Source organism: Paraplanobispora siamensis, from assembly GCF_016863175.1.
GTDB lineage: Bacteria > Actinomycetota > Actinomycetes > Streptosporangiales > Streptosporangiaceae > Planobispora > Planobispora siamensis.
Genome location: NZ_BOOJ01000065.1, coordinates 1 through 12,160, shown reverse-complemented (window position 1 = coordinate 12,160; position 12,160 = coordinate 1). Strand labels below are relative to the sequence as shown.

10 protein-coding genes are annotated in these 12,160 nt (G+C 72.7%); 3 read left to right on the top strand and 7 right to left on the bottom strand.

Annotation, left to right across the window (positions count from 1 at the left end; genetic code table 11):
* Nucleotides 1-56 precede the first annotated feature (56 nt).
* The gene (locus Psi01_RS34890) at nucleotides 57-266 is read left to right on the top strand and encodes a ubiquitin-like protein Pup (RefSeq protein ID WP_203874491.1); all 210 of its coding nucleotides are present in this window, start codon (nucleotides 57-59) and stop codon (nucleotides 264-266) included.
* A 36-nt stretch (nucleotides 267-302) separates the two neighbouring features.
* On the opposite strand, the gene Psi01_RS34885 is transcribed toward Psi01_RS34890, so the two are convergent.
* The 7 genes from Psi01_RS34885 to Psi01_RS34855 all read right to left on the bottom strand — a co-directional run bounded on the left by Psi01_RS34885 (nucleotide 303) and on the right by Psi01_RS34855 (nucleotide 9,868).
* Nucleotides 303-3,128, bottom strand: a complete 2,826-nt coding sequence (locus Psi01_RS34885) for a glycoside hydrolase family 38 N-terminal domain-containing protein (RefSeq protein ID WP_204068423.1) — start codon at nucleotides 3,126-3,128, stop codon at nucleotides 303-305.
* Nucleotides 3,118-4,188 carry a Gfo/Idh/MocA family protein gene (locus tag Psi01_RS34880; protein WP_239128257.1) on the bottom strand — a complete coding sequence of 357 codons (1,071 nt, stop codon included), beginning with the start codon at nucleotides 4,186-4,188 and terminating at the stop codon, nucleotides 3,118-3,120. The genes Psi01_RS34885 and Psi01_RS34880 overlap by 11 nt, the downstream gene beginning before the upstream one ends.
* Complete coding sequence (locus Psi01_RS34875) at nucleotides 4,179-5,393, bottom strand: CehA/McbA family metallohydrolase (RefSeq protein WP_204068422.1); 1,215 nt, start codon at nucleotides 5,391-5,393, stop codon at nucleotides 4,179-4,181. Before Psi01_RS34875 ends, Psi01_RS34880 begins: the two co-directional genes overlap by 10 nt.
* A gap of 94 nt (nucleotides 5,394-5,487) precedes the next feature.
* Nucleotides 5,488-6,558 carry an ABC transporter ATP-binding protein gene (locus tag Psi01_RS34870; protein ID WP_204068421.1) on the bottom strand — a complete coding sequence of 357 codons (1,071 nt, stop codon included), beginning with the start codon at nucleotides 6,556-6,558 and terminating at the stop codon, nucleotides 5,488-5,490.
* Nucleotides 6,555-7,379 carry an ABC transporter permease subunit gene (locus tag Psi01_RS34865; RefSeq protein ID WP_204068420.1) on the bottom strand — a complete coding sequence of 275 codons (825 nt, stop codon included), beginning with the start codon at nucleotides 7,377-7,379 and terminating at the stop codon, nucleotides 6,555-6,557. Before Psi01_RS34865 ends, Psi01_RS34870 begins: the two co-directional genes overlap by 4 nt.
* Entirely contained in the window at nucleotides 7,376-8,272 is an 897-nt protein-coding gene (locus Psi01_RS34860) for a carbohydrate ABC transporter permease (protein WP_204068419.1), read from the bottom strand. Before Psi01_RS34860 ends, Psi01_RS34865 begins: the two co-directional genes overlap by 4 nt.
* Nucleotides 8,273-8,485: 213 nt before the next feature.
* On the bottom strand, nucleotides 8,486-9,868 hold the full coding sequence (locus tag Psi01_RS34855; protein WP_204068418.1) for an extracellular solute-binding protein: 1,383 nt from the start codon (nucleotides 9,866-9,868) through the stop codon (nucleotides 8,486-8,488).
* Between the two features lie 215 nt (nucleotides 9,869-10,083).
* Here Psi01_RS34855 and prcB point away from each other — a divergent pair, with 215 nt between their 5' ends.
* Nucleotides 10,084-10,902 carry a proteasome subunit beta gene (gene prcB, locus Psi01_RS34850; protein WP_204068497.1) on the top strand — a complete coding sequence of 273 codons (819 nt, stop codon included), beginning with the start codon at nucleotides 10,084-10,086 and terminating at the stop codon, nucleotides 10,900-10,902.
* Between the two features lie 27 nt (nucleotides 10,903-10,929).
* The gene (gene prcA, locus Psi01_RS34845) at nucleotides 10,930-11,724 is read left to right on the top strand and encodes a proteasome subunit alpha (protein ID WP_204068496.1); all 795 of its coding nucleotides are present in this window, start codon (nucleotides 10,930-10,932) and stop codon (nucleotides 11,722-11,724) included.
* The last annotated feature ends 436 nt before the right edge of the window (nucleotides 11,725-12,160 follow it).

Sequence of the window (12,160 nt, the reverse complement as noted above, 5' to 3'; positions counted from 1 at the left end):
CCCCCGGTTCGGGGAAGATATGAAGTACAGACGTCCCCCAGGCGGAGGTGCCACACATGGCGAGCAAGGACACCGGCGGGCAGAAGCAGACCGGCCGGACCGACAAGGAGGTCGAGGAGACCGCGGCTGCGGAGTCCACCGACGTCCAGGAGCGCCACGAGAAGCTGTCGGACGACGTGGACGCGATCCTGGACGAGATCGACGAGGTCCTCGAGGAGAACGCCGAGGAGTTCGTCAGGTCGTACATCCAGAAGGGCGGGCAGTGACGGCAGAGGTCTGATCAGCGCAGCGCGCCGCCGCCGTCACCCGCCGGGGTGAAGGTGGACGGTCGCGATCTCGAAGGGGCGTAGCGGCAGCCGTACGGCGCCGCCGGCGACCTCCAGCCGTTCGCCCGCCGCGCCGAGCAGGTCGGCGCGGCGGGCGGCGGTGAACGGCCCGCGGATGACGGCCTCGGTGGCGGCGGGATGCTCGGCCGCCAGACGGATCTCCAGCACGCCGTCCCGCTCGCGCAGGGCCGCCATGACCACACCCGTGCCCTCGATCTCCAGCGGGGCGCCGGAGGCGTGGAAGGCGGGCGGCGCGTCCTCGCCTGGGGAGGGCGTGCGGCCCGGGCCGGATGCCCTGCGGCCGGAGCCGGGTACGGCGAGCAGCTCGTGACGGTATTCCTCGGTCAGGCGCGGCAGCCCGGCCTCGTCCCAGGTCCCCGCGAGGGGAAGCACGGCGAAACGCATGATCGCGGGGCCGGGGCACTGGGCGGCCGGGGTGGGCAGCTGGGGGCCCGCGGGCTCGTCGCGATAGGCGTTGCGGTTCCTGGACAGGTGGCCCACCGAACGCATCAGGGTCAGGGCCAGCTCCCCGCCGGTCAGCTCGTACTCGGTGACCTGGTCGAGCAGGACGGCCAGTCCCCCGGCCGCGACGAACCCCTCGGCCGGGAAGGTGGGCAGCGGCTCCTCCCCGCAGCCGCCCTCGCCGGCCGTGCCGCGCCGGACGACCGCGAGCTGCCCCTCGGAGAACGACTCCGCGGCGGGCCGGGGCAGCGGCGCGTGCCAGCGGACGCGGTGGTCGCGGGTGCGGTTGTCGAAGGAGACCTCCAGCCGCAGGTACGGCTCGCCGGCGCGCAGCTCGGCGCGGGTGGCCACGACGACGGTCTCGGTCTCGCCGGAGCGGGTTCCCGGAGCCTCGCACGCGGGCCAGCGGTAGGTGCGCAGGATCTCCAGCACCGACACCAGGGGACCGGAGTGGACGCTGTCGACCTCGACGGACACGGGCGTGTCGACCAGCAGGTCGTGGCCGGGAGGCGCGTAGTTGTAGGTGTCCCCGACGTCGCCGCCGTCGACGATCCGGCCGGCGCCGCGGACCCGGGCCCCGGTGGCGGAGACGAGCGAGAGGGTGCCGTCGGCCTCGACGGTGACGCGGAGCAGGCCGTTGTCGAGCACGGGCCCGCCGGCCGCGGCCGCGGCGGGGACGTGCTCCGCGGGACGCACGGCGGACAGGTCCGCGGGCGCGGCCTCCCGGGGCTCCGCGCTCTCGCGGAACTCCCCGGCGGCCGGGGACGCGGAGGTGAGCACGGTACGGCCCAGCGGGGGGACGGTGACCAGGGCGGCGACGGTCACGACGCTCTCGGCCCGGGTCCGGACGGTCCAGGGGCCGGGGCGCGCGGCGGCGGCCACGACGGCGCGGCGCAGGTCGGCGTAGTCGTACCCGGTGGTGGCGTGGCGGCCGACCACGACGGTGAAGACGTTGCCGGGGCCCTCCTCGGAGACCTCCCAGGAGACGATCTCCTGGCCGAACAGCTCGCGCTCGTGGATGCGGCCCAGGAGCCGGGTGAGGTCGTCCATGACGGTCTCGTCGAGCAGGGTCGGGGCGAGTTCGAGCCGCTGCAGCGGCGCCGGCCCGCCCCCGGCGTCCAGCAGGCGGGCGCGGCTCTCGGGAAGGTCGGCCAGGACCAGGGACGTCCGGGTGAAGGGGGAGGGGTTGACCACGACGAGGTCGCCGCGGCCGGCGCCGTCGGCCAGGGACGCGCTGACCATGTCCACGACGGCCTGGCCGATCTGCTCGGCCTCGGCGATGCGGGCGGCCACCTGCTGGGCGGTCTCGTCGGCGCCGCAGCCGGTGATGGAGTCGTGGCCGCTGCAGGCGATCAGGCGGCGCCAGGCCATGTCGAGGAGCTTGGCGGCGGCGGTGTCGCCGGGCAGCCAGCGGGCGGTGAGCGGCTCGGCGTAGCGGGTCACCACGCGTTCGGCGCGGGCCATGGCCCGCTTGGCGGGGATGCGGGCGGAGATGACGCCGGGCAGGATGTTGGCGCGGGCGTGGGAGCGCAGCTCGCCCTCCACGACGGGCAGACCGGCCACGGAGGGGTCCTGCGCCGTGACGTACTCGCCCAGGGTGGCCAGGCGCAGCCCGGCGGCGGTGATGTCGGCGGCCGGGGCGCTGTGGTCGGCGCCGTACATCGCCAGCAGGGGGCCGTCGGGCCGCCACGGGCGCATGGTCTCCTCGAAGGCCGCCAGCCGGTCGCCCAGCGCCTCGGCGGGACCGCTGAACAGGGCGACGGCGTTGCCGTATCCGCCGGGCAGATACTGGGTGCGGATGACGGTGCCGTCGGCGCCTGCCCAGGCGAAGGCGTCGCGGTCGACGCGGGCGGGCACGCCGCGCCACAGGCAGGCGTGCTCCAGCCCGGCCAGGCGCAGGATCTGCGGCATCTGGGCGCAGTGGCCGAACTGGTCGGGCAGATAGCCGACGCGCATCGCCCCGCCCAGGGACTGCGCGCCGCGCACGCCGTACTCCAGGTTGCGGATGAGGGTCTCCCCGGCGCACAGGAACTCGTCGGCGAGGATGAGCCACGGCCCGGCGGCCAGGCGGCCCTCGGCGACCAGCGCCCTCACCCGGGGCAGTCGTTCGGGCCGGATCTCCAGATAGTCCTCCAGGGCGGCGAGCTGGCCGTCCATGGTGAAGCGGTAGCCGGGATCGGCGGCCATGGTGTCGAGGACCTCGTCGAGCATGCGCACCAGGCCCAGGCGGAAGCGCTGGAAGGGCAGGTACCACTCGCGGTCCCAGTGGGTGTGCGGGACGACGACGATCTCGCGGGGGACGCGGGGGATGTCGCGGGGCCCGGCGGCCTCATGCGTCATGGGCTTCGCCTCCGATGGCGTTTCCGGCTGCCGCTCTGATGATTGCCTGCGCGGTCACGATATCGGCGAGGGCGCCGCCGAGCCCGGTGAGCGGGGGCGTGCCCTCGGTCACCAGGGCGTGGAAGGCCTCCAGCTGGAGCTCGAAGGCCTCCGACACGTCGCGGAAGGCCGCCCTGGTCTCGGTCGTGCCGGACAGGGAGGTGGCGGTCAGGAGGGTGGGGGCGTTCATCAGGTAGGGGGAGGGGAATACGAGCTCCAGTGAGCCGTCCTCGTGATGGACCGCGACGGTCTCGCGGTAGGCGGGATGGCCGGGCAGATAGTGCCAGCGCAGGCCGTAGCGGCCGTGCTCCAGCGCTCCGGCGGCCTCGACGGAGGGGCCCTCCCAGACGGCGGCGTGCTCGACGGTGGCGGGCGGGCCGGCGAAGGTCCGCATGAGCGCCAGGTCGTGGCAGAGGCTGCCGAGCACGACGTCGGCGTACAGCGACCGCCAGGGCGCGGGCGCGGCGGGGCCGAGGGCGGCGTCGAGCGCCTCCTCGTCGGCCCGCAGCCACGGCTCCAGCGCCTCTGCGGAGGGCCGGGAGGGCCGCACGCGGGCGAAGGCGAGCTGGGACTCGCCGGTGGGATGCAGGACGGTGACGTCGAAGTGGCGGACCGCCCGCCCGTCCAGGAGGGCGACGGCCCGCCGGACGGCCGGGTCGTACTGCTTCATGTAGCCGACCATCAGCCGGTCCGCGTGGTCCAGCCCGGCGACCTCGGCGCGGCTGTAGGCCAGCGGCTTCTCGCACAGGACGGCGTGCCCGGCGGAGAGCGCGGCGGCGACGAGCGCGCCGTGGGATCCGGCGGTGAGCACGATGAGCGCGTCGAACCCGCCCTGGCCGAGCATCGCCCACGGGTCGGTGAAGGCGCGCGCCCCGGCCTGGCGCGCGGCAGGCTCGGCCCGGGCGGGGTCGAGGTCGCACACGGCGGTGATCTCGAACAGCTCCGGCCGCCTGGCCAGCAGCGGCAGGTACATGATCTGGGCGGCCACGCCCAGCCCGGCCACCGCCACTTTCACGCGCACAGCGCCACCACCTCGTTGCGGAAGGTCTCCAGCCGGTGCGGTCCGGGCCGGGCGGGCAGGACGAGCCGGTCGCCGACGATCACCCGGCGGGTCTCCGGGCCCCACAGGATCAGGCCGTCGGCGTCCAGCACGAGGAACTCGTCGCCGTGGCGCAGCAGGAGCGGTCCGCCGGGGGAGGCCGAGACGGCGGCGGTGCCGGCGCGCAGCCCTTCCAGGGGGTCGGCGCCGCCGAGGATCCAGGTGGTCGGCTCGCCCGGCGGGTGGCCCTCCTCGGGCCGGTGGTAGTCGCTGCCGCCGACCATCACGGGCTCGGGCGTCCAGGCGCCGGTCCAGGCCAGGGGCGCGCCCCAGGTGCGGTCGAGCCAGCTCCAGTGCCACGTCTCGACGACGGCGGGCCGCTCGATCATGGGATGGCGCCAGGCACAGTCGGCGGCGACGGGATGGTTGACCGACATCACTCCGTCTCCTTCCCGTACGGCCGCCGCCCACGCGCCGGGCGGCTGACGGAAGTCGATCCAGCCCAGGTCGCCGAAGGCGTTGGCGTGGCCGAGATCGGTGGTGATCTCCTGGCCGGGGATGAGGGTGATGGCGGCGTAGGCGGCCGCGGCGGGCAGCTCCGCGTGGTGGCTGACGGTGTTGTGGTCGGTGACCGCCAGGAAGTCCAGCCCGCGGTCGGCGGCCAGGCACGCCAGCTCGGCCACGGTGAGGGAGCCGTCGGAGTGCACGGTGTGGGTGTGCAGGTCCCCGGCCAGCCAGCGCAGCCCGCCGAGGGCGGGCAGGGCGCGCCTGACCGCGGCGGGCGCGCGGGGCGGCGGGGGAGGGGGCCGCAGGCCGCGCCGGCCGTGCCGGGGCAGGGCGGGCGGCGAGGGGTGCGGGATGATCCGCAGCCGGTACGGCAGGCCGCCGGGCGGGATGCGGTACAGGCCCAGCATGACGTGCCAGAGGCCGGCCTCGGGCTCGCCGGGCAGATAGCCGGGGGTGGCCCAGGTGGGGGTGATCGTGTACTCGGACCGGGCGCCGCCGGACCAGCCGCGGAAGCCCGAAGGTCCCATGCAGCCCAGGTCCAGCACACCGGCCGAGCGGTCGTAGGCCAGCCGGACGGTGAAGGCGCTCGTCCCGGCGGGCAGCTCGAAGGGGACCTGGCGGACCGGGTCGGACAGCCGGTCCCGCAGGGTCCAGGTTCCGGTGCGGCGCGTCACCTTCATACGGGAGTCCTCCAGGGTCCGGGGTCCGGCGCGGGGCGCCGCCTTCATGCGGGGTGGTCCTCCAGGGTCCGGGGTTCGCCGCGGGGCGCCGCCTTCACACGGGTCCGGCCAGCCGGTCGCCGTGGTAGACCAGCGCGCGGCCGGTGTGCGGGACGGCCCAGGCGGAGGTGCCCACCGGGGGTTCCTCCCCCTCGGGGACGACGACCTGCACGAGCAGGTCCCCGTCCTGCCCGCCGCCCTCCAGGGTGACGAGGGTGGAGGTGCCGAGGTTCTCCAGGACGGTGACGGCGCCGGCGAAGGCGTCGTCGCGGGGGACGGGCGACAGGTCGGCGTACTCCGGGCGGACGCCGTAGACGATCTCCTCTCCGTCGGGCAGGCCGGCCGGGGCGGGCAGGACGGCCCCGGCGACGCGCAGGGTCCCGCCGGCGACCGTGCCGGGCAGGAGGTTCATCGGGGTGGAGCCGATGAAGGAGGCGACGAAGGTGGTGGCGGGCCGGCGGAAGATCTCGGCGGGGGTGCCGACCTGGGCGATCCGCCCGGCGTCCATGACGGCGATCCGGTGGGCCAGGGCCAGCGCCTCGCTCTGGTCGTGGGTGACGAAGACGGTGGTGACGCCGAGGTCGTCCTGCAGGCGCTTGAGGAAGGTGCGGGCCTCCAGGCGCAGCCGGGCGTCGAGGTTGGACAGCGGCTCGTCGAACAGGAACACCTTGGGGCGGCAGGCGATGGCGCGGGCCAGCGCGACGCGCTGCTGCTGGCCGCCGGACAGCTGCGCGGGGCGGCGGCCGAGCAGCTCCGACAGGCTCAGCCGGCCGGCGACCTCCGCCGCCGCGGCATCGCGCCGGGCCCGCGGCACCTTCTTGATCCGCAGCGGGTAGGCGATGTTTGCGGTGACGTCCATGTGCGGGAACAGCGCGTAGTCCTGGAAGACCATGGCCACGTCGCGGCGGCCGGGCGGCAGCGCGGTGACGTCGGCGCCGCCGATGGCGATGGTGCCGGAGGTGGGCGTCTCCAGCCCGGCGATGGTGCGCAGCAGCGTGGTCTTGCCGCAGCCCGACGGCCCCAGCAGGGCGAAGAACTCGCCCTCGCCGATGTCCAGGTCCAGGGAGTCCAGCGCCCGGACCCCGCCGGGGAAGACCTTGGTCAGGCCGCGCAGGGAGATGGTCACTGCTTGATCCCTCCGTGGAAGCGGAAGCCGTACCGGCCGCTGACGAACAGGTACATCAGGACCACGGGAAGCGAGTAGAGCAACGAGAACGTGGAGATGAGGTCGAGGTTGGGCTGGCCGCCCTCGGTGTAGAGGGTGTAGAGGATCACCGCGCTGGGGGACTTGGCCGGGTCGCGCAGCAGGATGTACTGCATCAGGAAGCCGCCCCAGACGCTGGCCATGGCCCACACGGCGATCGTGGCCAGGCCGGGCCGGACCACCGGGACCACGATGTGCCGCAGGATCTGCAGCGGCGAGGCGCCGAACACCCGGGCGGACTCCTCGTAGGAGGTGGGCGTGGCGTCCATGAAGTCCTTCAGGATGAAGATCGCCGCCGGGAGCAGCCCGCCGGAGACGACGAGGATGACGCCGATGTGGGTGTCGACCAGGTTGAGACGGGTGGCCAGCTCGAAGATCGGCACCATCGCGGCGGTGCCGGTGACCACCGACGACAGCAGGAGCAGCACGTACAGCAGGGCGTCGCGGCCGGGCACCCGCACCCGCGACAGCGCGTAGGCGGCCAGCGCGGCCAGGACGACCACGATGAGCGCCGCGCCGCCGGCCTGGATGAGGGAGTTGCCGATGGAGCCCAGCGCGTAGGGGTTGTCGAGGATGGCGCGGAAGTTGGCGAGGGTGAACTCGGGGATCGAGACGGTGATGGAGGGGGTGGCGTCGAAGGGCGCCGAGGCCAGCCAGAGCATGGGCAGCGCGAAGAAGCCGACGACGAGGGCGAGGAAGACGGCCGAGGCGAGGCGGCCGAGGACGTGGCGGACGGTGTTCACGCGACGGCCTCCCGCAGGTCGCGGTCGCGGTTGCGCAGCAGGCGCAGGTAGGCCAGGGCGAAGACGAGGTTGATCAGGAGGATGAGGAAGGAGACGGCGGCGCCGAAGCCGAGCTGCCCGCCGCGCAGGGCCGTGGTGTAGACGTAGAACGGCAGGATCTCCGAACGCCCTTCGGGCCCGCCCGCGGTGATGAGGAACGGGGTGAAGTCGTTGAAGGTCCACAGGCTGATCAGCAGCATGTTGGTCAGGATGTGGCCCTTGATCCGGGGCAGGACGACGTCGCGCAGCTGCTGGAAGGTGGAGGCCCCGGCCAGGCGGGCGGTCTCCAGGTGCGAGGGGGGCACGTTCTCCAGCGCGGCGGCGTAGAGCATCATCGAGAACGCGGTGCCGCGCCAGGTGTTGAACACGATGATCGACAGCATCGGGTGGTCGAGCAGCCAGGCGGCGCCGGGGGTGTTCAGCAGGACGTTGAGGGTGCCGCCGTCACGGTCCAGCAGGGCGATCCACAGGAACGCCACCACCGAGCTCGGCAGGATCCACGACAGCAGCACGAGTCCCTCGACGACCCGCCGCACCGGCCCCCGCCGCCCGCGCATCACCCACGCGATCGCGAACCCCAGCCCCGCCTGCCCGATGATCGCCGAGCCCAGCACGTACTGCACGCTCAGCCACAGCGAGCTCTGGAACCGCTCGTCACCGAGCGCCGTGGTGTAGTTGTCGGCCCCCACCACCTGCGGGTCCGCGGCGGCCAGCCCGGTCAGGCGATAGTCGGTGAGCCCCAGATAGATCGTCCACAACGCGGGGAAGACCAGGAAAACCCCGATGAGCACGAGCGCCGGCAACACGAACCCGACCGCCCTGCTCCTCCCCAGCCCCGCCGCGTCCGTGTTCACGGCGACGCTGCGCGTCGCGGCTCGGGGGCTGCGTTTATGGCGACGCTGACGCGTCGCGGCTCGGGGGCTCCTCGATCCGGCTCCCGCCGTCGTCGCGTCCTCGCTTCGCTGTGGGCGCTCCTCCGTTGGTTCACCGGCGCCCCCTCGCAGGCTGTTCACACGCGCCCGCCGTACACGTCGCGCCCGGAAAGCGTCGTACGGCGGGGCGGGAGGTCAGTTGGAGACGTTGCCGGGGCCACCGACGATTCCCTCCACCTTGGTGCGGTAGGCGTCGGCGGCCTCCTCGGGCGGGGTGCCGGAGACCACGGCGGCGGTGGCCTCCTGCAGGGCGGTGGAGACCTGGGGGTAGACGGCCAGGCCGGGGCGGTAGGCGGTGATGGGCAGGATCTCCTCGGCGATGAACTTCAGCATCGGGTCGCCCGCCAGGACCTCCTCGTTGACGTCGGTGCGCGAGGTGACGCGGGCCGCTCCGGCGAGCTCGGCCTTGACCGCCTCGGCCGAGTGCATGAACGACAGCAGCTCCCAGGCCGGTCCGGGGTTCTTGGAGAAGGGGTTCAGCACGCGTACGGCCCCGCCGGACATGCTGACGAAGTCCTGCCCGCGCACCCCGGCGCCCGGTTCCATGGCCGGGATCTTGGCGTAGCCGACGACCTTGTCCCGCTCGGGCATCGGCGCCACGCCCGCCGTCGGCTCGACCACGGCCCGCCAGAAGTAGTCGCCCTCGGCCAGGATGCCGATCTTCCCCTCGGCGAACTCGGCGAAGGACTTGTCGCGGCCCTTGGCCTCCTGCTGGAGCTTGGGGTCGCCGAGGCCGCCGGGGTAGACCTTCCGGTAGAAGTCCAGCATGTCCTTGACGCCCTGGGAGGCGCCGGTCCACTTGCCGTTCGAGTAGATCTCGGTGCCGGTGCCCACCAGCAGCGGCAGCGCCCCCTGCATCGTGGTCGCCTCGCCCATCGCGGTGCCGGCGTTGATCTGGATCGGCGTCACGCCGGGCAGCTTCTTCAGCGCCTCGCCCGCGTCGATGATCTCCTGCCAGCTCTCGGGCTGCCACGTCGCGGGCAGCCCGGCCCTGGCGAACAGCGCCTTGTTGTAGAACAGGACCCGCCCGTCGGTGCCCTGCGGCAGGCCGTACTTCTTGCCCTCGAAGATGCCCAGGCCCTGGACGGCCTGCGGGATCTGGTTCCAGCCCTCCCAGGCGTCCACCGCGGACCCGCCCACCTCGCTGAGCGGCTTGATGTAGCCGGCCTGGGCGAACTCGCCAACCCAGATCCCGTCGAGGTCGATCACGTCGGCGCCGGTCTTGGACTTCAGGTCCAGAGCGATCTTCGTCTTGTACTGCTCGTCGTCGACGCCGTTGGGCTGGAACAGCACCCGCACGTCCCGCCCGGCGGCCTTCTGCGCGGCCTCGAACCGGGGGATCACCCACTGCTTGATCCAGTCGGCGCTCGCCGAGTTCTTCCCGCCCGAGATCGCGTTGGCGGTGATGGTCAGGGTGACGGAGCCGCCCTCGGCGGGGGTGTCGGATCCGCAGGAGGCCACGGCCAGGACGGCCCCCATCAGAGTCGCGGCCAGAGCGGGACGGGGGGAGAGTCTCACAGCGACCCCCTCAGAAGGGTGAGGCATGTCACGACAACTCGACAATTACACGGGCGTACCCGCGAGTAAAGATCCGAGGATCCGGCCCGGGGTGGTTCGCGGTGAGCTGAGTCGGGGAAGTGCATGCACCACGACAACGTGAGTAGGGTCGGACCTTAAAGGAAGGCACCTTTGGAGGGAGTCGCGTGGCATCGCACAGGGACCTGCCCGCCGGCATGGTGAGTCATATCTTCACGAACACCGGCAACTCCTCATTCACCGAGTTCGTCGGGTCCTACGCGCCGGAGTTGCTCCCCGGCCGGAACGACACGCTGGCGACCCCGGTCGGCGACATGATTCCGCACGCAACCACGATCGTCGCGGCCACCTGCGCGGGTGGCATGGTGATGGCCGGTGACCGCCGGGCGACCTCGGGCAACATCATCTCCCAGCGGGACATCGAGAAGGTCTTCCGCACCGACGACCACTCGTGCATGGGCATCGCCGGGGCGGCGAGCACCGGCATCGAGATGGCCCGCCTCTTCCGGGTGGAGCTGGAGCACTACGAGAAGATGGAGGGCCGCACGCTCTCGGTGGCGGGCAAGGCCAACCGGCTGGCCACCATGATCCGCGGAAACCTCGCGATGGCGATGCAGGGGCTGGTCGTGGTGCCGCTGTTCGCCGCCTACGACCCCGAGACCGACGGCGGCCGGATCTTCGGCTACGACGTCGGCGGCGGCCCCTACGAGCAGTTCAACCACCACGCGATCGGCTCCGGCTCGATCTTCGCGCGGGGCGCGCTGAAGAAGCTCTACCGCGAGGGGGCCTCGGCAGAGGACACCGCGCTGATGCTCATCCAGACCCTCTACGACGCGGCCGACGACGACTCGGCGACCGGCGGGCCCGACGTGACCCGCAGGATCTGGCCGGTGGTGGCCGTGATCGACGCCGACGGGTTCCGCCGCCTGTCCGACGAGGAGGTCGCCGAATACGTGCGGACGACGGTGGACGGCCGAATGACCAACCCCGACGGCCCCATCGCCCCGCTGCGCTAACACGAGAGGAAGACCACTCCGGTGTCCATGCCTTTTGGATACGCGTCCCCTGAGCAGATCATGCGGGACAAGGCCGACTACGCGCGTAAGGGCATCGCGCGCGGCCGCAGCGTGGTCGTGCTCCAGTACGAGCACGGCATCCTGTTCGTCGCCCCCAACCCCTCCCGGGCGCTGCACAAGATCAGCGAGATCTACGACCGGATCGGCTTCGCCGCGGTCGGCCGCTACAACGAGTTCGAGGCGCTGCGGCTGGGCGGCATCCGCTACGCCGACATCAACGGCTACACCTACGACCGCTCCGACGTCACCGCCCGCGGCCTGGCCAACCTCTACGCGCAGAACCTCGGGCAGATCTTCACCGAGTCGATCAAGTCGATGGAGGTGGAGGTGGTCGTCGCCGAGGTCGGCGAGACCCCCGAGACCGACGCGATCTACCGGCTGACCTTCGACGGCTCGGTCTTCGACGAGCACGGCACGGCCGCGATGGGCGGCCAGGCCGAGGCCGTCCTGACCCGGCTCAAGGAGCGCTACCGCGACGGCATGGGGCTGGCCGAGGCGCTGGAGACGGCGCTGACGGCGCTGACCGAGCCGGGCGGCGAGCGTCCTCCGGTGGGCCAGCTGGAGGTGGCGGTGCTCGACCGAAACCGCCCGCACCGCAAGTTCCAGCGGCTCAACGGCCCGAGGCTGGAGAGCCTGCTGGCCGAGGCCGCCGCCCAGGCCAAGGCCGCCCCCGCCGAGACGGCCCCCGAGACCGGCCCCGGCGCGTCCTCGGGTCCGGCCACCGCTCCCGAGGGGGACATCGACACCGGCTCCGGCGCCTGACGTGCCCGGCAGGGGGCAGGACGGAGACCCGTTCCGCCCCCTGCCGGGCCGGACGGCACGGGTGGCGCCCTTCCCGGTCGACCGGTTCTCGAACGCCACTCCGGCAGCGCGCCGGGATGAGGGAAATCTCCCTCGTGAACCCGCTTACGTCGCTGGTGGCAGGGGCATAAGGTCCACGACCGGAAACCCCACTGATCCCTACCCACTTGAAAAGTTCAGCGAATAGTGTGAGGCAGTTACTCCTCCGCTCCCCGAGCGGGAGCAGCTTCTCGCTTCCCTCAGCTGAGGTGGGCGACGGCCGAGCCCTGACCGTTTCGAGCGCAAGGATCACAACCGGGAAGCGATTCCTCTGCCGGGTGAACCCGGCAGTCCCCTCGCTAGGAGCATAATGGATCGTCGCATCTTCGGACTTGAGAACGAGTACGGCGTCACCTGC

What these genes read in the sequence shown, in the direction of transcription:
- prcB (WP_204068497.1), top strand. Translation starts at nt 10,084, where the DNA reads ATGGTGAGTCATATCTTCACGAACACCGGCAACTCCTCATTCACCGAG.
- Psi01_RS34885 (WP_204068423.1), bottom strand. Translation starts at nt 3,128, where the DNA reads ATGACGCATGAGGCCGCCGGGCCCCGCGACATCCCCCGCGTCCCCCGC.
- prcA (WP_204068496.1), top strand. Translation starts at nt 10,930, where the DNA reads ATGCCTTTTGGATACGCGTCCCCTGAGCAGATCATGCGGGACAAGGCC.
- Psi01_RS34890 (WP_203874491.1), top strand. Translation starts at nt 57, where the DNA reads ATGGCGAGCAAGGACACCGGCGGGCAGAAGCAGACCGGCCGGACCGAC.
- Psi01_RS34875 (WP_204068422.1), bottom strand. Translation starts at nt 5,393, where the DNA reads ATGAAGGTGACGCGCCGCACCGGAACCTGGACCCTGCGGGACCGGCTG.